The organism is Methylobacterium sp. Leaf89 (assembly GCF_001422215.1).
GTDB lineage: Bacteria > Pseudomonadota > Alphaproteobacteria > Rhizobiales > Beijerinckiaceae > Methylobacterium.
The window spans coordinates 478063-500703 of record NZ_LMML01000029.1 but is presented as its reverse complement, the minus strand read 5'-3'; the positions used below and the strand labels follow the sequence as shown (position 1 = coordinate 500703).

The 22641-nt window shown below is 64.0% G+C and carries 15 protein-coding genes, 2 tRNA genes and 1 pseudogene; 12 read left to right on the top strand and 6 right to left on the bottom strand.

What is annotated here, in order from left to right; all coding sequences use genetic code 11:
* Positions 1 to 931: 931 nt before the first annotated feature.
* Both ASF18_RS17735 and ASF18_RS17730 read right to left on the bottom strand, forming a co-directional pair.
* Positions 932 to 3034: a L,D-transpeptidase family protein gene (locus ASF18_RS17735; protein ID WP_056353542.1), complete on the bottom strand. Its 2103-nt coding sequence runs from the start codon at positions 3032 to 3034 to the stop codon at positions 932 to 934.
* 98 nt (positions 3035 to 3132) lie between these two features.
* Positions 3133 to 4626 (bottom strand): sigma-54 dependent transcriptional regulator, encoded by a 1494-nt coding sequence (locus ASF18_RS17730; protein WP_056353540.1) that lies wholly within the window; start codon positions 4624 to 4626, stop codon positions 3133 to 3135.
* A 296-nt stretch (positions 4627 to 4922) separates the two neighbouring features.
* Between ASF18_RS17730 and ASF18_RS17725 the strand changes: the two genes are divergently transcribed.
* The 12 genes from ASF18_RS17725 (at position 4923) to ASF18_RS17670 (ending at position 18708) form a co-directional block, all read left to right on the top strand.
* Positions 4923 to 6800, top strand: coding sequence for a M3 family oligoendopeptidase (locus ASF18_RS17725; RefSeq protein WP_056353537.1), 1878 nt, complete (start codon positions 4923 to 4925; stop codon positions 6798 to 6800).
* A 343-nt stretch (positions 6801 to 7143) separates the two neighbouring features.
* Positions 7144 to 8508: an AarF/ABC1/UbiB kinase family protein gene (locus ASF18_RS17720; RefSeq protein WP_056353534.1), complete on the top strand. Its 1365-nt coding sequence runs from the start codon at positions 7144 to 7146 to the stop codon at positions 8506 to 8508.
* A gap of 124 nt (positions 8509 to 8632) precedes the next feature.
* Complete coding sequence (locus ASF18_RS17715; RefSeq protein ID WP_056219345.1) at positions 8633 to 8926, top strand: aa3-type cytochrome c oxidase subunit IV; 294 nt, start codon at positions 8633 to 8635, stop codon at positions 8924 to 8926.
* 69 nt (positions 8927 to 8995) lie between these two features.
* Entirely contained in the window at positions 8996 to 10135 is a 1140-nt protein-coding gene (locus ASF18_RS17710) for a Re/Si-specific NAD(P)(+) transhydrogenase subunit alpha (protein WP_056219340.1), read from the top strand.
* A gap of 17 nt (positions 10136 to 10152) precedes the next feature.
* On the top strand, positions 10153 to 10602 hold the full coding sequence (locus ASF18_RS17705; RefSeq protein WP_056219337.1) for a proton-translocating transhydrogenase family protein: 450 nt from the start codon (positions 10153 to 10155) through the stop codon (positions 10600 to 10602).
* 3 nt (positions 10603 to 10605) lie between these two features.
* A complete protein-coding gene (locus ASF18_RS17700; RefSeq protein WP_056219333.1) occupies positions 10606 to 12006 on the top strand; it encodes an NAD(P)(+) transhydrogenase (Re/Si-specific) subunit beta in 1401 nt (466 codons plus the stop codon).
* 114 nt (positions 12007 to 12120) lie between these two features.
* The gene (gene recJ / locus ASF18_RS17695; RefSeq protein ID WP_056353531.1) at positions 12121 to 13929 is read left to right on the top strand and encodes a single-stranded-DNA-specific exonuclease RecJ; all 1809 of its coding nucleotides are present in this window, start codon (positions 12121 to 12123) and stop codon (positions 13927 to 13929) included.
* A gap of 68 nt (positions 13930 to 13997) precedes the next feature.
* Positions 13998 to 14081, top strand: a tRNA-Tyr gene (locus ASF18_RS17690).
* A gap of 71 nt (positions 14082 to 14152) precedes the next feature.
* Positions 14153 to 14226 (top strand) — tRNA-Gly (locus ASF18_RS17685).
* Between the two features lie 627 nt (positions 14227 to 14853).
* A complete protein-coding gene (locus ASF18_RS17680) occupies positions 14854 to 16272 on the top strand; it encodes a DUF882 domain-containing protein (RefSeq protein ID WP_244472774.1) in 1419 nt (472 codons plus the stop codon).
* Between the two features lie 963 nt (positions 16273 to 17235).
* The gene (locus tag ASF18_RS17675; protein WP_244472744.1) at positions 17236 to 18405 is read left to right on the top strand and encodes a YncE family protein; all 1170 of its coding nucleotides are present in this window, start codon (positions 17236 to 17238) and stop codon (positions 18403 to 18405) included.
* 69 nt (positions 18406 to 18474) lie between these two features.
* Positions 18475 to 18708, top strand: coding sequence for a hypothetical protein (locus ASF18_RS17670; RefSeq protein WP_056353526.1), 234 nt, complete (start codon positions 18475 to 18477; stop codon positions 18706 to 18708).
* Positions 18709 to 18806: 98 nt separating this feature from the next.
* Here ASF18_RS17670 and ASF18_RS17665 read toward each other — a convergent pair whose 3' ends face one another.
* The 4 genes and pseudogenes from ASF18_RS17665 to ASF18_RS17650 form a co-directional block, all read right to left on the bottom strand.
* Positions 18807 to 19280, bottom strand: coding sequence for a MucR family transcriptional regulator (locus ASF18_RS17665; RefSeq protein WP_056219319.1), 474 nt, complete (start codon positions 19278 to 19280; stop codon positions 18807 to 18809).
* Between the two features lie 322 nt (positions 19281 to 19602).
* A complete protein-coding gene (locus tag ASF18_RS17660; RefSeq protein WP_244472773.1) occupies positions 19603 to 20886 on the bottom strand; it encodes an MFS transporter in 1284 nt (427 codons plus the stop codon).
* 80 nt (positions 20887 to 20966) lie between these two features.
* Complete coding sequence (locus ASF18_RS17655) at positions 20967 to 21701, bottom strand: NAD(P)-binding domain-containing protein (RefSeq protein WP_056353521.1); 735 nt, start codon at positions 21699 to 21701, stop codon at positions 20967 to 20969.
* Positions 21691 to 22620: pseudogene (locus ASF18_RS17650) on the bottom strand (aldo/keto reductase). The gene ASF18_RS17655 and the pseudogene ASF18_RS17650 overlap by 11 nt, the downstream one beginning before the upstream one ends.
* Positions 22621 to 22641: the final 21 nt, after the last annotated feature.

Genomic DNA, 22641 nt, shown 5'->3' with positions numbered 1-22641 from the left:
ATCGTGGCAGTGCCCTCAGAATAAGCAGACATCGATTCCCATCAGCCCGTGGCGCTGAAGCGATAAAGGCCAAGTCCACCCCGTCCTGCAGCGAACAATGACTACGGAGAGCGTCAATAGCAGGAATTAAGCCAAATTCCTTGTAAACCATACCCTTGAATTACGACAAACCGAAGGCAGCGGTATGCATGAAAATACAGGTTTGGCAGTATATTTGCCGGCATATTGAAACATATTTCAATTATCCAAAACGGTACTATCTGAAGTATCTATTCATTTTCGAATTTGTGCTCCCCGACCCCTGTACTGCACTAAGGAAGTGCATGTTGACGTCGATGATCCGCCAAATGCTTGACCCATCAGGGTGGCAAAGCCGATGGTTGCACATGCCATGCAGAGCCCGACGTCATGCGTGGTCGGTGCCCCCCCCCACGGGTCTATGGGCGCCTACTCATCTCTCAGGCTTACCCACCAGGCCGACTCGACCGCAACTTTCGAGTGTCGTGTTCCTTCGGGATTGGCGCGGGGGGACAGGTCGATGCTCGTCATCTCATGTGATGGACGACATCCGCAGGATCGGTCTGACCTTTCCGAAATCCTGGCGTGCCATTACGGCACACACGTCGACATTTGCAATCCGGTACGTTGCTGCGCCGCTGATTCTGCAGGTCGTTGCGCAATCGGATCCTGCGCCCTTAATTGGGCACATCTGAATGCAACCCTCAACACGTTTTCGAGCCTGCCGGCAGTCCTGAGCCGGCAGCGAACGGATACTTTCGGGCAGGGAGAAGTACGCTCAGCCCATGCTGAAGTTAGGCCGAGCGTTGCTCGCTTTCCGAACCTTCTTGCTCCCATCCACGAAACTTGCGGGAAAGAAGCCTCCGCCGACGATCCGTTCAGTTGGGTCGCTCAGTCGCGCCAAGGTCCAGTGCTACCACCAACCGTTCAGGGGCCGGCCGGGTCGAGGGGTCCATAGGTCGGGTTCGCCAAAACCGGCGGGCGGGCGTTCGGCCGTGGCGCGCAAGGCGGGACCTTCGGAATTCACCTCCCGGATCCGCGACCGCCGCCCTTCGTCCAGGGGTTTGGGTGCCGCCGTCAGGGCGGGCCCAGTTTGCGCCGTCACCGCGGGCTTCTTCTGCGCCGACCGCCGGGCTTCCGGGGTTTTGCCGTCCGCCCTGCGCGCAACCAATAGGTTTCCTGGGCTCAGGCCGAGGGCGATTTTCATACGGGAGTCGTACCCGTAGAGGTCGGGTAGGGTCCGCACCGTGCCGGCCTCATCCACCGACATCGTGAAATAGGCGAGGTGTACCGGCAGCTTTTCACTCAGGCGGATCTGGCGCTCGCCCTTCCCGATCAGCTTCTTCAAGCGTTCACTCGACCAGGCTTCAGGCAAAACTGCGTCGGCGAACCGGAAGGGATCCTCCACGCGCACACAGCCATGGCTTAGGGCACGGTGAGCGGAGGAAAAGAGGGTTCGGTTCGGCGTATCGTGCAGATAGACGGCGTGGTTGTTCGGGAACATAAACTTGATGAAGCCAAGAGCGTTGCGCTCCCCGGGCGGCTGACGCACCGAGACGTTGCCGTTGCGGTAGACCACTTCGTAGCCCCGACGGGCCGCGTAGTTCGGGTCGCGGGCGAGACCCGGCAGGAACTCGTTCTTCAGGATCGAAGGCGGGACGTTCCAAGAGGGATTGACGACGGCGTACTCCATCATCCCCGAGAAGATCGGTGTGGGCGATTCCGTTTTGCCGACGATCACGCGTGCTTCGTCGCGCTGACGCCCATCCCGGACGACCCGCAGGCGGAACTCCGGGATGTTGACCATGACGTAGTCGCGGCCGAGGTCGGAGGGCAACCAGCGCCAGCGCTCCATGTTCACGATGAGCGCGGCCTCCGCGTCGTCGGTGCGGGCTGCGGGCTCGGGCCGGGAAAGAGCGGACACGGTTTGCAGGGTCAATGTACCATTCGGGACTAGACCTCGCGCGCGCTGGAACGCCGTCACGGCCGCGACCACGCCGGCATCGTAGAATTCTGGATTGCCTGGTCCGGCATCGAGGGTGCCGGCCGTCCGGGTTTCGAGTCCAAATCGCCTACGCAGGGCCGGAACGCGCGGGTCCGTCATGCCGAGCTTGAGCACTGGCCCCGGCGGCAGATGCACACCGGCCGCGGACGGAGTCTGGCCGTTACCTCGCAACACCGCGAGGCGCGCCTTCAGGGAGAGGTAGCCCGACTGAGCCGGATTGTAGCCCTGCAGCAGCGAACCGGCCGACGCGCCCCCGGATGCGATGCGGGCGAGGACGGCATCCGGTGCCGGCAAATCGAGGACCGGCGTGATCAAGCGAGACAAGTTGGCAAGATGGATGCGACCACCGCGCGCATCCCGTGCATAGAGCACGACGGCGGCCGAGAGCTTCAGGTCCGCATCCGCGATCTGCGCTTCGGTGGCGCCCTGCGTTCCACGAACCGGCACGGGATAGGTGGACGCCGCGAGACCGTCCTCCCCGGCGGAGGCCAGACGAGCGGCCGCGGATTTTGCCGCAGGCGTGAGTGCTCCATCGACGATCCAGACCGGCTTGAAGGCACCCAACGCATAGAACGCCTGAATGGCCTCGCGATCCTTCGTCGAGAGCCGGGAGAGGAGCGGTGTCGGATCTGCAAGCCGGGTGGCGATGGCAGCGGCCTGCGGGTCGGTCGGCAGGGGCGGCGGTGCCGTTGCTTCGCTCGCAGAAGGCGTTCCCGGAATGGACGCGTTCGCGTCCGGTCCCCTCGCCGCAATCGGACCCGCGCTATCGGCAGACGGATCGGGCCTGGCTGCCTCGGGCGCGCCCGGATCGACCGAGGCGTTCCGCGTAACCAGGGTCGCGGAGGCTGCATCCGGAGCCTGTGCGTCTGAAGGCTGGGCCTGCGAGTTCTGAGCGGCGGAGGCGCGACCCTCTTGCTGCCGCATGTCGGAAACCTGGGCCTGGGCCCCATAGGCTGAGCAGCCCGCCAGCAGTGCGGACAGCGCGACGGAGGCAGAGCGCAAAACGCCCATGATGGCAACTCCTCGGGACCGACCATACCGGCCGATAGCATTAGGATAATCGGACCAGGCGGCCGCGTGCGCAATCGCACGATCGCCGATGAGAGGTCTCAGGCAGCAGCCTCGTCGACCTTGTCCTCTTCCGCGAGACCAAGATCCTTGAGTTTCCGGTAAAGGGTAGATCGGCCAATTCCGAGGCGGCGTGAGACCTCGGACATTCGGCCGCGATAGAATTGGAGTGCGAAGCGAATGATCTCTGCTTCCAAGCCGTCCATCGTCTTCATCTCGCCGGTCTCTTCGGCGACCAGACTCATGGCATGCGGATCGCGCACTTCCACCCGGACGATCTCCCTCACAGGCTGCGGCGCGCCGCCCTGCACCATCGGCTGGATCGGTGCGGCGGGAATCCGGACGTCGAAGCCTTCTACCTGGGCGGCGATCTGCGGGAATTCGGACACCGTGAGTTCGTCGCCATCCGCCAGCACCACCGCGCGGAACAGAGCGTTTTCCAGTTGGCGGACGTTACCCGGCCAGCCGTACCGGGTTACGAGCGCCATCGCCTCGGGTGTGATGGCTCTGACCTTCTTGCCTTCTTCGGCCGCGAAGCGCGCGCAAAAGGAGCGCACCAGATCAGGAATGTCCTCGCGGCGAGCCCGTAACGGCGGCAGCGTCATGGGGAAGACGTTCAGGCGATAATACAGATCCTCGCGGAATCGGCCCTGCTTGACCAAGTCGAGGAGCGAGCGATTCGTCGCCGAGATCAGACGGATGTCCACCCGTACGCTGCGCTTTCCGCCCACCGGATCGACCTCACCTTCCTGGAGAGCGCGCAGGAGCTTCACCTGTGCATCGAGGGGCAGTTCGCCTATCTCGTCGAGGAAAAGCGTTCCACCCGAGGCTTCGACGAACTTGCCGACATGACGCTCGGTAGCGCCCGTGAAGGCGCCCTTCTCGTGGCCGAACAGGGTGGACTCGACGAGGTTGTCGGGGATCGCGCCACAGTTGACGGTGACAAAGGCCTTGCCGCGTCGATCGCCGGACCCCTGGATCGCCCGTGCCAGCACCTCCTTGCCGACGCCGGACTCCCCTTCGATCAGCACCGGGATGTTCGATTTGGCCGAGCGCTCGGCGAGGCGGATCACGCGCTCCATATCCGGGCTCCGCGATGTCAGATCCTTGAAGCTCAGCGCGCCTGAGGCGCGCCGGCGCATGCGGCGGACCTCTTCCTCGAGCTGATCGACCTTCAGAGCGTTCTTGATCGAGACCTGCAGACGCTCGGCACCGGCTGGCTTGACCACGAAATCCGTGGCGCCCGCACGCATCGCCGTGACAACGGCATCGATCGAGCCGTTCGAGGTCTGAACGATCACCGGCACGTCGAGGCCGGTTCTGCGCATCTCGGACATGACGCCCAGTCCATCGAGGCCACCGGGCATGACGAGGTCGAGAAGCACCACATCGATCGCATCGCCGGCGCGCAACGCCTCGAGGCCCTGCTCGCCACTCTCGGCCACCCGCGCCTCGAAGCCGAGGCGCCGAACCATCGTTTCGGCGAGGCGGCGCTGCACGGGATCATCGTCGACGATCAGGACCGTTGTCGACATGGGGCAGCCTCGCTGTTCGCAAGCGGACGGCATCCGGCGACACGAGGGTCCTCCGGGCGTCATCGTCGCTGGCGTGTTTCGTTTCGAACCGCAGGGTGCCCCAAGAGCGTAAAGCCGTGCTTAACGACGATCCGACTTTTGCGGAGCGTAGAGCGTTCGGCACGCCCCCCACTTCACACCCGCTGACAAACCGTCCCGACCCGCAGGATTCTGATCGACTCGGATTGATCGGACGGCCTTTGCACTCGATATCACCGCGCACGGACCTGACCGGTCCGAGAGGGAACCAGATCATCATGCCGAGCCGAGCCGTCGCCACTGCCAGTCGTTCGGGCATCGTCGCGAATGCGGAAGGGGCCAGCGCTGCCAGAGCCGCCGCGCATGCGGCCGATCTGGGGGCTTTGCCGGAATGGGACCTTACCGACCTGTATGCTGGGATCGATTCTCCCGATTTCTCGGCTGACCTGGTCCGAGCCGAAGCGGATTGTGCCCGGTTCTACGAGCGCTACGCCGGTCGCCTCGCCGAGATGGCGGCCGCGTCGGATGCCTCGGCCCAGCTAGCCGAGGCGGTCGCGACATACGAAGGCATCGAAGATCTGCTCGGACGCCTGATGTCTTTCGCGGGCTTGGTCTATTCCGGCGACACCACCGATGAGCTCAGGGAAAAATTCTACGGAGACACGCAGGAGCGGCTGACGGCGGCCTCCAGCCATCTGTTGTTCTTTGCCCTCGAACTGAACCGCATCTCAGACGAGGCGATGGATCGGGCCATGGCGGATGGGCCGCTCAACCATTACGCGCCTTGGCTGGAAGACCTGCGGCGCGAGAAACCGTTCCAACTCGACGATCGCACCGAGAAACTTTTCCTTGAAAAGTCCGTCACCGGGCGCTCGGCCTGGAATCGGCTCTTCGACGGTACGATCGCGGCACTCCGCTTCCCCGTGCAGGGTGAGCAGCTTACCTTGGAGCCGACCCTCAACAAGCTTCAGGATCCGGATGGCGCCATTCGACAGGACGCTGCGGGCGCTCTCAGCGAAGTCTTCCGTGCGAACCTGCGCACCTTTACGCTGATCACCAACACTCTCGCCAAGGACAAGGAAATTTCCGACCGCTGGCGTGGCTTCAAGGACGTCGCGGATGCGCGTCATCTCTCGAATCGCGTCGAGCCCGAGGTGGTCGCCGCGATGGTGGAGGCCGTCCAGGCCGCGTATCCGCGGCTGTCGCACCGCTATTATCGCCAGAAGGCCAAGTGGTTCGGCGTCGAGGCTCTGCCCTATTGGGACCGAAACGCTCCTCTCCCCAAGGTCGATCAGCGCACCATTCCGTGGATCGAGGCGCGTGAAACTGTCCTCGACGCCTATCAGGCGTTCTCTCCGCAGATGGCCGACATCGCCCGGACGTTCTTCGACCGCAACTGGATCGACGCTCCGACTCGACCCGGAAAGGCGCCCGGCGCCTTCGCGCACCCGACCGTGCCCTCGGCCCACCCCTACGTCTTGGTCAACTACCAGGGCAAGCCGCGGGACGTGATGACCCTGGCGCACGAGCTTGGCCACGGCGTGCATCAGGTCCTCGCCGGCCCGAACGGCGCCCTGATGGCGCCTACGCCTCTGACCCTGGCCGAGACTGCCAGCGTCTTCGGTGAGATGCTGACCTTCCGCCGCCTCCTGGCCGCCACCACGAACACGAGCCAGCGCCGCGCCATGCTGGCGGCGAAGGTGGAGGACATGATCAACACGGTCGTGCGCCAGATCGCGTTCTACGCCTTCGAGCGGAAGGTCCACCTCGCCCGGGTACAGGGCGAGCTGACCGCCGAGCAAATCAACGGCCTCTGGATGTCGGTGCAGGCCGAGAGCCTCGGTCCGGCGATCGCGCTTGATGCGAGCTACGAGCCGTTCTGGGCCTACATTCCTCACTTCATCCATTCGCCGTTCTACGTCTATGCCTATGCTTTCGGCGATTGCCTTGTGAACTCGCTCTACGGCGTCTACTCCAAGGCCGAAGACGGGTTCGTGGAGCGCTACTTCGCCCTCCTGTCGGCTGGCGGTGCCAAACCCTACGGAGAACTCCTGGGCCCCTTCGGCCTTGACGCCCGCGACCCTGGCTTCTGGCAGATTGGACTGTCGATGATCGAGGGCATGATCGCTGAACTGGAGGGGATGGAGGCTGCGTAAGCGCTCAGCGATATGAGCGATGGAAGAAGGATGCCTCTCGTTGTTCGTCCCGGACAACGGGGGGTGGTTCGTCGGTGGACCCGGCGCCCCGCTCGTCCTGGGCTGACCAACTCGTCCCGTGGCATCGCGAAGGGCGATCCAAGTGAAACATGCCGGAGCTGTAAGGGTAATTCGCGAGCTCGCCACCGGTGAGAGTGACGTCGGCTGACTGACACGCCCAATTCTCGACGATCGGCCCGGCACTGGACTGTCGAGCCGCGACCCATGAGCCCGCTGCCCTGGCGTGATCGATCACTGCGCTTATCTCCGAAGAAAGTTTCTCCCGACGAGTTGATTGATCCCGATGGCCGACACCGATCGTGAAGCCAACCGCTTCTCCGCCCGCGCAAGTCGCTATGCCCGCGTCGGCGCCAATGTCGGAGGGGTGGCGGCGCGCATGGCCGGCGCGAAGCTGTTCGGCGGAAAGGAGGCTCCGACCAATGCGGCAGCCCTCGCGCAAGCCCTTGGCGGTTTGAAGGGCCCGATCATGAAGGTAGCGCAGCTTTTGGCGACGGTGCCGGACCTGTTGCCGCCCGATTACGCCACCGAACTGCAGAAGCTTCAGGCCGATGCGCCTCCGATGGGCGCCGCTTTCGTCAAGCGACGCATGATCGCCGAACTGGGGGCCAATTGGCAGACCCGATTCCGGACCTTCGACCTCAAACCGGCGGCAGCTGCCTCCCTCGGTCAGGTCCACCGCGCCACGGCCCTCGACGGCACGCACCTCGCTTGCAAGCTTCAATACCCGGATATGCAATCGGCCGTAGAGGCCGACCTTAAACAGCTTGAAGTCGCATTTGCCCTGCATCGGCGGATGTCCACGTGGCTCGATACCCGTGAGATCGCAAAAGAAATCGGTGCCCGTGTCCGCGAGGAACTCGACTACGAGCGCGAGGCCAAGCATGCCGTCCTCTACGGCGACGTCCTTCGCGACGTCGATGCGGTCCGCGTGCCCGCCATCCACAAGGATCTCTCGACGAAGCGCCTCCTGACGCTCGGCTGGCTCGACGGGCAACGCATCCTCGATTTTGCGGAGAGTCCAGTAGACGTCCGCAATCGTCTGGCCCGGTCGATGTTCAAGGCCTGGTGGCATCCGTTCAGCCGTGCCGCCGTCATTCACGGCGACCCACACCTTGGCAATTACACGGTCTTCTCAGAAGGGGGCGAGGCGCGGGGGATCAACCTGCTCGACTACGGCTGCGTCCGCATCTTCCATCCACGCTTCGTCGGCGGTGTCGTCGACCTGTATCGGGGCCTGCTCACCAACGACAACGCACGCATCGTCCATGCCTACGAGACCTGGGGGTTCAAGAATCTCAACAAGGAACTCGTCGAAATCCTGAATATCTGGGCGCGCTTTATCTATGGGCCGATCCTGGAAGATCGCACGCGAACCGTGGCCGACGGGGTCAAGCCCGGCGAGTATGGGCGCCGACAAGCCTTCGAGGTTCATCAGGCCCTGAAGGCACGCGGTCCGGTTACGATCCCGCAGGAATTCGTCTTTATGGACCGGGCGGCGGTCGGCCTCGGCGCCGTCTTCCTGCATCTCCGGTCGGAGCTAAACTATCACCAGTTGTTCGAGGCCGAGATCGACCGTTTCTCCCTCGCGGATCTCGAAGGGCGACAGGGCGAGGCATTAGCAAAGGCAGGACTGGCTTCTCCGGCTTGAAAGCGTGGCCACAAAAAGCCGTTCGAGGCGATTGCCCGGCGCGCATGTCGATTGCGAGCGACCTTGGCTTGCGCTAAATCCCCTTGGAACAAATCAAGATGATGCCCAAGGGGACGCCCACAAGATGGCTGATACCAAGACCGTGTCCGGCGCGCATTACAGCCCGGCGATGGATGAGAAGACCCACGAGCAGACCTATCGCGGCTTCGTTCGGTTCGTAGAGATCGGCACCGGTGTCGTGCTGTGTTGGGTTCTGGCCCTGGCGGTCGGCGGTATCCGCGAGGCCTGGCTGACGGCGATCTTCGGTGTGATCCTCTCCGGTATCGCCGGTGCGGTGGGTGCTCTCGCCCCCGCGATCGGCTGGAAGGCCCCCCTGGCGGTCGGCATCCTGCTGGCGCTGTACCTCGCTTTCGCCTGATCCCTCTCCAACCACAACTTGACTGATTTGCGGGTCGCCTTCGGGCCGTCCTTTAAGGAGCATTCCTGCATGCGCATCGCTGTATTATCGGAAACCGATCCCGCGGAGCCGCGGGTCGCGGCGGTGCCAGAGACGGTCAAAAAGTTCATCGGCCTCGGGGCCGACGTCACCGTCCAGTCTGGTGCCGGTCTGAAGGCCGGCGTTCCGGATGCCGATTACGAGGCCGCCGGGGCTTCCATCGCCGGATCGGCCTCCGAGGCCGCCGGGTCCGCAGACCTTGTTCTGAAGGTCCGGCGTCCCTCGGCCGAGGAGATCGCCCTCTTGCCGCGCGGCGCCACGGTCATCGCCATCATGGATCCGTACGGCCACGAGGCCGAACTCGGCGCCATGGCGGAGGCCGGTCTCGACGCCTTCGCTATGGAGCTGATGCCCCGCATCACCCGCGCGCAGGTGATGGACGTGCTGTCGTCCCAGGCCAACCTTGCGGGTTACCGCGCCGTGGTCGACGGCGCGTCCGAATACGGTCGTGCCATGCCCATGATGATGACCGCCGCCGGAACCGTACCGGCCGCCCGCGTCTTCGTCATGGGTGTCGGCGTTGCCGGCCTCCAGGCTATCGCAACGGCCCGCCGGATGGGCGCGGTGGTCACCGCCACCGACGTGCGCCCGGCCACCAAGGAGCAGGTCGAATCCCTCGGCGCGAAGTTCGTCGCGGTCGAAGATGAGGAGTTCAAGCAGGCCGAGACTTCCGGCGGATACGCCAAGGAGATGTCGACCGAGTACAAGAAGAAGCAGGCCGACCTCGTCACCACCCACATCGCCAAACAGGACATCGTCATTACCACGGCGCTGATTCCGGGCCGGCCGGCGCCGAAGCTTGTCTCGGAGGCGATGGTCGCCTCCATGAAGCCCGGCTCGGTCCTGGTCGACCTCGCAGTCGAGCGCGGCGGCAACGTCGAGGGCGCCAAGCCCGGCGAAGTCGTGGTGACCGATAAGGGGGTGAAGATCGTCGGCCATCTCAACGTGGCCGGCCGCCTCGCGGCGACGGCCTCCAGCCTCTACGCCCGCAACCTCTACGCCTTCGTCGAGACCCTGGTCGACAAGGAGTCCAAGGCCCTGGCGGTGAAGTGGGACGACGAACTCGTCAAGGCGACCAACCTGACCCGCGACGGTCAGGTCTCGCACCCCTCGTTCCAGCCCCAATCCTGATCCCGCCGGAGGATACGATGGCTATGCTTCCCCCCGATCAGGCCGCCGAGCAGGCGCGCGCCGCCGCTGCCGCGGCCCGAACTGCCGCTGACATCGCGCAGCAGCACGCGCTCCAGGCGCAGAAATACGCCGACGGCCTCGGTCACGGCCTCAGCGCCGTGACTCACGGAGCCGTCGACCCGACGGTCTTCCAGCTCGCGATCTTCGTCCTGGCAATCTTCGTGGGCTACTATGTTGTCTGGTCAGTCACCCCTGCCCTGCACACGCCGCTGATGTCCGTCACCAACGCGATCTCGTCGGTCATCATCGTCGGCGCCCTGCTCGCCGCCGGCGTGCCTTACGTCGAGCACGGCACCGGCTGGGCCCGCTTCTTCGGCTTCGTCGGTATCATCCTCGCCAGCGTGAATATCTTCGGCGGGTTCCTCGTCACTCAGCGCATGCTCGGCATGTACAAGAAGAAGGCCTGAGACATGTCCCAGAACGTCTCATCCCTTCTCTACATCGTCTCCGGCGTCCTGTTCATCATGGCGCTGCGGGGGCTTTCGCACCCGACCACTTCGCGACAGGGCAACCTGTACGGCATGATCGGCATGGGCCTCGCCATGCTCACCACCCTGGTCGGCCATCCGCCAGCCGGGCTCGGCGCCTGGGTCATTGTCATCTTGGGCCTCGCCATCGGCGGCGGTGCCGGCGCAGTCATCGCCAAGCGTGTGCCGATGACGGCGATGCCGCAGCTCGTGGCCGCCTTCCACTCCCTCGTCGGCCTTGCGGCCGTAATGGGCGCGGCGGCAACGCTCTACGCGCCGCAGGCGGTCGGAATCCTCGAGAACGGCCACATTCATAAGGAATCGCTGTTCGAAATGGCGCTCGGCGTCGCCATCGGCGCCATCACCTTCACGGGCTCGGTCATCGCGTTCCTGAAGCTCGATGGCCGTATGTCCGGCAAGCCGATCATGCTGCCGCAGCGGCACCTGATCAACATCGGCCTCGGCGTCGCCCTGGTGGTGCTGATCGCAATCTTCATCGGCAACGAGAGCAAGGCGATCTTTTGGCTGATCGTGCTGCTGTCCTTCGTACTCGGCGGCCTCCTCATCATTCCGATCGGCGGCGCGGACATGCCCGTCGTCGTCTCGATGCTGAACTCCTACTCGGGCTGGGCCGCGGCTGGTATCGGCTTCACCCTGGGCAACCTCGCGCTCATCATCACGGGTGCGCTGGTCGGATCGTCCGGTGCGATCCTGTCCTACATTATGTGCAAGGCGATGAACCGCTCGTTCGTCTCCGTCATCCTCGGTGGCTTCGGCGGTGACGCCGCAGCAACCGGCGCCGGTGGCGCTGTCGAGACCCGTCCGGTCAAGCAGGGCTCGGCCGACGACGCGGCCTATATCATGAAGAACGCCGAGCGCGTCATCATCGTGCCGGGCTACGGCATGGCTGTAGCCCAGGCCCAGCACAGCCTTCGCGAGATGGTCGATATGCTCAAGAAGGAAGGTGTGGACGTGAAGTACGCGATCCATCCGGTCGCCGGCCGCATGCCCGGTCACATGAACGTGCTGCTCGCCGAGGCGAACGTGCCCTACGACGAGGTCTTCGAGTTGGAGGACATCAACGGCGAGTTCCCGCAAGCCGACGTGGCCTTCGTGATTGGCGCCAACGACGTCACCAACCCGGCGGCCAAGACCGACAAAGCCTCGCCGATCTACGGCATGCCGATCCTGGACGTCGAGAAGGCCAAGACCGTCCTGTTCATCAAGCGCGGCATGGGCTCAGGTTACGCCGGCGTCGAGAACGAGGTGTTCTTCCGCGACAACACCATGATGCTGTTCGGTGACGCCAAGAAGGTGGTCGACAACATCCTCAAGAATCTTTGATGCGACCGCGGGCGATGGCCCGCGGGACCTTCCTCGAGGGGCCGGCGCATGTTCGCCGGCCCCTTTGTCGTTTCGGATGCAGTCCTGCGTCCCAGATGGCGCTATGATCCCCCCGTGTCAGCCGCCCTCGCCCTCGACGCGCCTCGCGCGTTCCTCGACGTCTCCCACTCGGTTCTCGGCCGGCCCTGGCGCGACCGCTGCGCCGATCCGGCCCTCCAGGCTTACGCGGCGACGATGGTGCAGGCGCATGCCCTGCCCGAGTTGCTGGCCCGGGTCCTGGCCGGGCGCGGCATCCGACCGGCCGAAGCGGAGGCGTATCTGCAGCCGCGAATGCGCGACCTGATGCCGGACCCGAACTGCTTGGTCGATATGGCGACGGCTACCGAGCGGCTCGCGCGCGCTGTTCTGACCGGCGAGCGAGTGGCGGTATTCGGCGATTACGATGTCGACGGTGCAGCCAGCGCCTCGCTCCTGGCCGGCTACCTGCGTAGCCTCGGCCTGATCGTCCAAATCCACATTCCTGACCGAATCACCGAAGGCTATGGCCCCAACGTCGCCGCCGTCGAGGCTCTGCGGGAGGCCGGCGCTACACTGCTGATCACCGTCGATTGCGGCACGAGCGGACACGCGCCCTTGGAGGCCGCAGCGGCAGTCGGCCTCGATGTCGTCGTCCTCGACCATCATGGCGCCCCAGAGCACCTGCCCCCGGCCCGTGCGCTCGTGAACCCGAATCGCCTCGACGACTTGTCGGGGCTCGGCCATCTCTGCGCCGCTGGGGTCGTCTTCCTTACGCTCGTTGCGCTAAACCGGCGCCTTCGGCGAGAACCGGAATTCGTCGATCGGCTGCCTGACCTCGCCGAGTCGCTCGACCTCGTTGGCCTGGCCACCGTCGCGGATGTCGTCCCGCTGGTTGGCCTGAATCGCGCCTTCGTCGTGCAAGGCCTTAAGGTGATGCGCGCCCGCGGCCGCATTGGTCTCGCAGCGCTTCTGGATGCTGCGTCTCTGACTGAGCCGCCAGAGGCCTGGCACCTCGGCTACCTTGTCGGCCCGCGCATCAATGCCGGGGGACGCATCGGGAATGCGGCTCTTGGGGCAACCCTCCTCACCACGGCCGACCCGGCCGAGGCTGCACGGATTGCGGCGGAACTCGATCGGCTCAATCGCGAACGTCAGGTCATCGAGGCGACAGCGGTCGCCGCCGCCGAGTCCGAGATGGACCACGCGCTCAGTCTCGATCCCGAGCAACCGGTGCTGGTGGCCGCGTCCACCGACTGGCATCCCGGCGTCGTCGGGCTCATCGCGGCGCGCTTGAAGGAGCGCTTCGGCCGCCCGGCCTTCGCTTTCGCCCTTCGGCCGGACGGCACTGCAACCGGTTCGGGTCGATCGATCGTGGGTGCGGATTTAGGGCACGCGGTCCGCACGGCGGTCGAGGCAGGGGTTGCCCTGAAGGGTGGAGGCCACGCTATGGCGGCGGGCGTCACGCTGCCTGGTCCGAACGTCACGGGTTTTCGCGATCACCTCACGGCTGTTCTATCCGAGACCGTTGCCAAGGCACGGGCTGTCGAAGCGCTTCTGGTGGATGGCGCAATGAGCGCAGCCGGTGTCACCGCCGAACTCGTGCGCACGATTCACCGGGCCGGCCCATTCGGATCCGCGGCCCCGGAGCCGACCTTCGTCCTGCCGCGACACCGCATCGTGGACGCCGCGGTCGTCGGTCATGGGCACGTTCGAGCCCGTCTGCGAAGTCGGGATGGCCAGGCCATCGGAGCCATCGCATTCCGTTCGGCACAGGGTCCTCTCGGACAGGCAATCCTATCCAGCGTCGGCCGAGAGGTGCATGTCGCTGGGACGCTGTCCGTGGATACCTGGCGTGGCGCTGAGCGTGCCCAAATGCGCATCTGCGATCTCGCATATTTCGATTGAGCGATGCGGTTGACTCCCGCCCTGGCGGTCATCATAAGGACGGCGCGCCGTCGAAAGACGGTCGGTTTGGGGGAATGTCCCGAGCGGCAAAGGGGGCGGACTGTAAATCCGCTGCGTAAGCTTCGTAGGTTCGAGTCCTACTTCCCCCACCAAATCTTTACCGAGATCCCGAAACTCTCCGGGATGTCTCTAGCCTCGATGACCTATTACAAAGGTCGGCGATGCGGGTGTAGCTCAATGGTAGAGCAGCAGCCTTCCAAGCTGAATACCCGGGTTCGATTCCCGGTACCCGCTCCATCGGATTTCTGAATCCGACGCTGCTGAAGCGGCATAAAAACTTCTCCATGGTTTGCCGAGGGTCCGAACGAGGCCGATTAATCGGTTGCTTGGTGTGGGTTGGCTCGCGCGAGGACGTTTTGCGTTGGCGTTCCAGCGGTTGATATCGACGGATGGGGATGTCCTCTCCTGGCGAACCGAGGGGGCGAAGCGGCGAACCCTCCGTGACGATCTCGACACATCGGCGCGCGGCCGTCGCATCGATCAGCCCTTCGTCCACGTTCCTGCCCAAATCGCGTTCGCCGCACCTAGGCTTTGGTACACCTTGGACACGGGCGGGCGTGGAGGAATCGCTTCGTGCAGCGGGAGCGCCTACCTTTGCCCCAGAGGCGTTAGGAACAAAATCTGCCCTGTGCGCCCGCGCACACCCTGGCACGATTTCGCCACGGTTCAGACTTAGCCGTTGAATGTAGAGCGGCGAAGTGTCGAGGCCCCGGTAAACCGGACGTTTACGGTTTTCGGCAACCTTGCGTTCACCATGATCCGTGCCCCGCGCGCGAATGGGTAGAGGGTGAGACCACGGTGGGTAAGCTTCTGCGGAACGGCCGGACGACCCATCGCCCCGGCTCTTGGAAGCGGGCCGGACGTCTGACCGTCTTCGGTGTTAGTTTCGGTCTGGCTCTGGCGGGTGGAACCCGCGGCACCCAGGACGCCGTCGCCAACGGTGATACGCGGACTCTTTCGATTTATCACACCCATACAAAGGAAAGCCTGACGGTCACCTTCAAGCGCGACGGACGTTACGACAGGGCAGCTCTGGAGCAATTGAATTGGCTCTTGCGCGACTGGCGATCCGATGAGCCGATCAAGATGGACCCTCGCCTGTTCGACACGGTCTGGGAAGCCTACCGTTCGGTAGGTTCGCAGGAACCGATCAACGTCGTCTCTGCCTATCGCTCGCCCGGCACCAACGCGATGCTGCGCCGGCGATCCAAGATGGTCGCCGAGTACAGTCAGCACATGCTCGGCAAGGCGATGGATTTCTACCTGCCGGATGTGTCGATCGACCAAATCCGGGCCATCGGCATGCGAATGCAGAGGGGCGGCGTCGGTTGGTATCCCCGCTCAGGCTCCCCCTTCGTGCACCTCGACGTTGGCTCGGTCCGCTCATGGCCGCGTATGACGCACGATCAGTTGGCCCGTCTATTTCCGGATGGAAAGACCGTTCACCTGCCCTCGGACAATCGCCCCCTGCCCGGCTACGAAATGGCCCGTTCCGAAATCCTCTCGCGCGGCGGAACCGTTCTTGGGGTCACCGAGGTGGCGCAAATGGACGAGGACGACGGGCCGAGCATCAAGGGGTTCTTTGCCAGCCTCTTCGGCGGCGGCCGCGCGCAAGATACCGCACCGCCCGTGCAGGCAGCGACGAAAGCGTCGGAGCGAGCCCGCACGAGGACGGCAGCCGTGGTGGTCGCCAGCGCCGATCCCGAGAACCCGGTCGGTGCGCGCACGGCGCTCGCCTACGCGGCACCCGCCGCGGATGAGGCCCTCAAAAGCAATTTCCTTCGTCGCGACGGCCGTGACGCTCAGAGCCTCCTGACCAGCGAAACGCCCACATCTGCAACGTCAGCCTCGGATACGGTCGCTTCTGTGGCCCTGCCGCTGCCGCCCCGTCGTCCGGCGGAATTTGCAGCGGTGACCGCCGCCCTGACGATGCCTCTACCGCCCCCACGGCCCGTCGTACAGCTTGCCGGCCTCGGCAATGCCGGCATGGCCAATCTCTCCCCGTCGATGCCCCCCCGTGCAGCCCTCGTGCCAGCTAATGCCGATCCGCGAACGCAGCTCCATGCTCTCTTCGTGGCGGCTGCCGCGAATGTCGAGCCCGCGAGTCGTGCGGCGCCGGTGAGGCTTGCCAACGCGAAGGCAAAGCTCGACGGAGCGCCAACCGCGATTGTCTTGCCGCAAGCCGGCGTCGCCACCCGCTTTTCGGCCCGAAGCCCCGGCGACGACCTTGCGGCCTCACGATTTACTGGCTCGGCCACACGCGTCGTACCCGGCACACGCTGATCGCAACGCGGTCACTTGCCCGTAACACAACAGATTAATTTTGCATCCCGCTCGAGGTGGGAGGAACCGCCGACGGTCCTCGGACGCGAGCGCACGAAATGGTAGGCCGCGGCGCGGTGGAGTGAGGCTCGGGACTGACCGTGGAGGTCGTCCACCAGAAGCGCGACGGGCGTTCGCATCACGAGAACCAAGAGGGTAGTTCGCTGCCACGGACCATGTCGTCCGCCCCTGAAATATCTGCCCCGAACACAACCTGTGGCTGGGCCGGCATTTTCCTTGCCGATGCCAAAAATTTATAAAACGTCCCACCAATCAGAAGCATCGCGATAGACGATCAACCGAACAAATCTTCACCGAACAGCCTGGAGGTAAATTAAGTTATCATCGAACCCATAGTCCAAAATGAAAGGCGAATCTGATGTCGGCCTATCAAACTGGATAATCTGAGTGCTTTCGTAGGACGATGCTTAAACGCATAATTTGCAAAAAATAGTTTTCAAAAATTGGCAGAACATTCTGCAATTACAAATTTCAATTTCAAGCGGCAGCCGGCTTTCGCCAAGATTTCTATTGTGTGCAAAAGCCTCGCCGATCCGCCAAATGGGGTATGCCATTCCGAATTCATTCCAAAGACAAGGAGGCGTCTGCGGCGTTGGAAGGATCAGGCAACCTTTCGATGAGGACCGCAATAGCTCAAACACTCAAGGAAGGCGGTTCTTGATGTTCACGGTAAGTGCAAGCTTCCTGCTGGCGGGCATTGCTCTGGCCGCCGCTGCCCAGGCCTCGCCGCGGCGTCAGAGTGCCTTGGAATGGGCTGGGGGTACGCTGCTCATTGCAGGCCTTGGTCTTCTCGGCGCAGGACTCCGTTTGTTCCGATAACGTGCCGGTCGGCGGGCCCGGTAAGCCGATCGCTCCGGGATGTACCGAACGGGACTCCCGATCCGGCTGCCCTATGTGCAGGACATGACACGCATCCACATCCGCACGCTCGGGATGGCACTCCTGATCGCCCTTAGCCCGATACGCGCTTTGGCCTCGGGAGACGCACCGGCCTTCCTGCTTGTCGGCCTCGATGGCAAAACGTTCTTCGCGCCGGATGGCAGCCGCAACGGACCGAACGGGAGTGATGCCGTTGGGATCATCGACGCCAGTGATGAGGCACATCCTCGCTTGATCCATACCCTCCTCGACAACTCGGTGTACGGACCGCCGACGAACCTACGGGTCACGCCGGACGGGCGTCTCGGTTTGGTCGCAAGTTCGGTGCTGATGCACCAGGACGGTACCGCTTGGTACGCTCACGCGGACAATCGCCTGCATGTCATCGATCTGACCGCAACGCCACCGCGCCTCATTGAGACAGTCGAGGTTGGACAGCAACCCTCCGGTATCAGCATTTCGAGGACCGGCGATCTCGCGCTCATCGCCAATCGCGAGGGACGCAGTGTCACCATTCTCTCAATCCTCGGCTCAAAGGTTCGGCCGCTCGCAACGATCGATGTGGGCGATGAAGCTGCGGCGGTCGCCTTCGCTGCGAATGGACGGCGCGCCTTCGTCGCAAAGAACAAAGCGGCGCGTATTGGCGTCCTGTCGATCAATGGCACTTCGGTGCGCTATGAGCCGGAGTACGATATGCCCGTTGGCGCAGGGTTCTACGGGCTCGATGTGACGCCCGACGGAACGCTCGCGCTCACTGGGAACACCGGACAGGAGCCAAGCGACGGGCACGCCGATACCATCAGTGTCATTCGCGCCGATGGTCGACGCCCGGTCGTCCTCGATCACCTGGGAATCGGCGACACGCCGGAAGCACTGGTGATCGCGCCGGACGGCCGACATGCCGCCGTCTCGATCGTCCGGGGGTCGAGCGCAGCACGTGGAAGCCCGGGCTATACGCCGACTGGCGCTGTCGCGTTGCTGACCCTCTCGTCACAGAGCGTGCAGATGACGTCCCAGGCGGAAACGGGCGTCGTCACGCAGGGTATCGCATTCAGTTCCTCCAGCGATTACGTTTATGTCTGTAATTACGTCGACCGGAACTTGGGCATCTACCGCATCTCGGGCGATACCCTGATCGATACGGGCAATCGCCTATCGCTTCCCGGCCAACCCGCGTTTCTGGCCGGACGATAGGATCGTCGATGCCGAGGGATTTACGCAAAACCTCACCTCAGCCGCTTCTCCATCGCCCGAGACAAAGCCATGCCTGACGAACCGGCACAGGCCGCTCGAAGCGTTCACTATGTGGGGTTTCGCGATGATCGCTATTGGAACGCGTACCGTCTCTTCGGCGGTCCCCGGATCATCCACCGGCGCTGGGACTTCTACGCCACGCGCGACGTCGGTCCCAACGATATCGTAATCTTCGCGCAAGGTGACGACACCCAGCCGATCACCGATCGGAACGCGACGGACCTCGATGAACGTTGGCTCTAGAACCCGTCGAATACCCAGCCACGCGGTTGATGCAACGACCGCCGAGGTCACGCGCCGTCAAGGGGGAGCGTAACCTCGACAAGGCGCGAGGCGGTGACTTAAGCAGCCTGTTTGCGGCCCTTGGTCTTCGGCGGGACTTCTTCGTCTTCGTTGCGGTTCGCAACCTGACCGAGGCCGATTGACTTTGCGAGTTCCGAACGCATGGCGGCGTAGGACGGGGCGACCATCGGGTAATCGGCCGGGAGGCCGTAACGCTGCCGGTAGCTGTGGGGATCAAGGCCGTGGCTGCTGAGGTGACGCTTCAGCGTCTTGTAGCTCTTGCCGTCGAGAAAGCTGATGATGCCGTCCGGCATCACGGATTTGCGGATCTGGGCGGGCGTCGGCTTCTCGGGCGCAACCTCCTCGGCGGTCTGGGCGGCACCGGTGACGAGGCCGTTGAGCGCGGCGTGCACATTGCGGATCAGATCCGGTAGATCGGTGGTCCGGACTGGATTGTTCGATACATACGCCGCGACGATGTCGGCGGCGAGATCGACGAAGTCGGTCGTTTGAATTTCGGTGCTTTCGGACATGCGTAATTTTCTTTTCCCTGTGCCCCCAAGGCAGCAGATCGCCCATTCGTAGACATTTATCAAGCGCCCGAGGCCAAATTCGGCGATGAACATGCCTGACATGCGCATCACAGATAAGAGATGTCCACAACAGAGACGCTGCATGCGGAAGCGTACTCGCGATTATTGCTTGTGTGCTCGGCCACGTCCGCCGGCACAACCATCGGGCCGCGGTGGATAGGTCGAGCGTTGTCCATACTGCCCGATCCGATGTGGAATCGCAGCGATTTCCGGTTTGTCGCGTGACGCCGCCACGCCCAGAACTCCTTGGCATCGGGGCTTGCTACCGGCCGGTTGCGGTCTGATCCTGCACGATGCTGTCCTGACGCGCCTGACGCTCCCCTTGCCGACGCCCGAGCCAGAGACTGTTCAGAAGCCATGCCACGGACAGCGGGACCGCCGTCACGGCGACAGCGGTCGAACCTAGCCCCAGAGCGGCGATCCCGGCGAATGACCAGGCCCCGACCTGATCACCGACGCGATACACCACCGTGTCGATGAAGTTCTTCGCCTTATAGCGATCCTCTCGCGGTACGACCGTGAACAGCACCTCACGGATAGGCCGTGCAATGGCGAAGTTTCCGGCGCGTCGCAGAACCTGGAAGAGCACAATGGCGGTGATCGTTGGCGAAACGGCCAGGACCGCGAAACCCAGGATGCTGGCCGCTGGCAGGACGGCCAGGGCCGGCCCCACACCGATCCGGCGCACGATCCGTCCGGTCAGGAAGAATTGCACGCCAAGAGTGAGCGCGTTCACCAGCAGATCCACGCTTGCGAAGAAGGCCGTCTGCGCACCTCGATCGGGAAAGCTGCGCTTCGCGATGCCGGCTTGTTCGAAATACAGGAACGTCGATGTGGTCGAGAACAGCAACAGGAACAGACTGATATTTAGAAGGTAGGGTGACCGGAGCGTCCGCGTGATACCCGCGAAGGCGCTGCCACCGATGGCCTCGGCGGCCGGTGCATCACCGGCGGTCGGTGCCTGACGCAGGCGGTCCGACAAACGGGCGAGTCCGCGCATGCTGAAGACCGCCGCCTCGAGAAGGACTGCCGCGCCGATCAGGAGGGCCCAGGTCGGCACGTCGCGAGCGAGGATGGCGGTGGTCGCCGAGCCCGCGATGGCCCCCAGGGTCGCCCCGGCTGCGATGAAACCGAACAGCCGCTTACCCTGCTCCGTCGAGAAGACATCGACGATGGTAGCCCAAAAGACCGAGACGACGAACAGGTTGAAGATCGACAACCATATGAAGAACGCACGGCCGATCCAGATATTCCCTTCCGGACCCGCGAGGTACAGAGTAGCGGCGAAGACGAGAATGTTGGCCGCGAAGAACCGATAGGTGAGCGGTACGAACCGCGCCCGCGGCAGCGTTTTCACGAGCCAGGCGAAGGGCAGGTTAAGAGCCAGCATCCCCACCAAAGTGCCCGTGAAGAGCCAGGGCAGATTCTCGATGCCGCCCGCCAAGCCCATCTGGTCGCGGATGGGACGTAGCACGTAATAAGCCGCCAGGATCGAGAAGATGTACGCCCACGACCAGGCAAGCGCCGGTGCCTCGCCCGGCCGCATATCGACGAGGCGCCCAAGCCAAGCAGCGGCCTGCTGACCCGCCGGCACTTTGGGTGATGCGCCGGCGGACGTTTCACCACTCAAGGTGTGACACCCAGGCGCGTGCGCAGGTCCGTAGCGGTAAGTTCGAGCCCGAAGCCGGGCGAGCCCATGGCGAAGCTGTCCGCCGTCCTGAGAGGTCCGACGACCACCGGATCGAAGCCCGCATCGGTGACGAGCTTCGACACTTCCGCGACGGACTGGGGGTCGTCACCTGCGAGGGGGATCGCCATCCGGCCCCCTTCGCGGTGAGCGTTCTTAGCGAACACCTTGTAATTCGCCGCGTTGAAGGCACGAACGATGTGGGCGCCAATCAGGTACTTCGCCGAAACGGCTGCGATGCCGCTCGCCTGGACCTCGCCGTAGACCTCGCCGTCGCGGGCTTGGGTGGCGTTACCGGCATCGATGACGATCTTGCCCTTCAGGGCGGCACCGTGATCCTGCGCGATCTGTGGATACGCCTTATAGGGAACCGCCACCAGCACGACGTCGCCGAAGGCGATCGCTTCGGCCGGAGTTCCGGCGCGGGCCTTGGGTCCCAGCCCGTCGACGAGGCCCTTCAGGTCTTCTGGGTGCCGAGACGACAGCATTACCGGATGGCCGGCCCTAGCCCACATGCCGCCGAGTGTGCCGCCGATATTGCCGGCACCGATGATCCCGATGCGCATCGGCTCCGATTCGGTCTGCGCCCAGGCGGAGCCGACTAGAGCGAAGGCGACGGCAGCGCCGGAGACGTGCGCGAGGATCGAGCGGCGTGTCACGAACTCAAAGTGCATCGACGAGGGCCTCCATGCGGGTGCGTTGCGCGGCATCGGGCAGACGGCCCCGTGCGGCGCCGAGGTTGTCCTCGACATAGGCCACCTTGGCCATGCCGGGGATCGGGCAAGTCACCGCTTGGTGCGCGAGGACGTATTTCAGGAAGAATTGGGGCCAACTCGCGCAATCGAACTCCGCAGCCCAGGGTGGCAGCGCGCGCCCCTGCACGGCCTTGAACAGGCGATCGCGCCCGAAGGGAACGTTGACCATCACGGCGGTCCCGCGCTCCTTTGCCAGGGGCAGGATGCGCGCGGCAGCGCTGCGATCGTCGAGGGCGTAATTCACCTGGATGAAGTCCAGGGTCTCGCGCGTCATCAGCGCTTCGAGATCCGCAAGCTAACTGTCGCGCCAGACCGTTGCGCCGAGATACCGGATCTTCTCCTGCGCCTTCAGATCGCGAAGGGTCGCGAGATTTGCATCCGGATCGATGAGGTTGTGGACCGCGATGAGGTCGATCACCGATGTCTTCATGCGCTGAAAGGATCGCGCGATCTCCGCCGCGCCGGCCTCCCGGCCCGGCGTCCCGACCTTGCTGCACAGGAACACCTTCTCGCGTAGGCCATCCTGGCTGAGGATCAGTCCAAGCACGTCCTCGGCGGTGCCGTAGCTCGGCGCGGTATCGATGACCGTTCCACCGAGCGCAACGAACCGCTGGACCGTCTCGCGCAACGGCGCGATCTTCTCCGGCGTTGGTTCGACCTCGTAGCGACGCGACGTACCGATGCCGATCACCGGCAGGGTTTCGCCGGATGAAGGAATTGGGCGGAGGAGTAATCCGGAGGATTGCGCCGTCTCGGCCATCGCCCTGCGCTTCAGCGGACCTGCCGACAGAGGCAGAAGAGCGGCGCCGGCGATGACGGCGCGTCGATTGGGATGCATCGGGGCACGAACTCCAGCGAG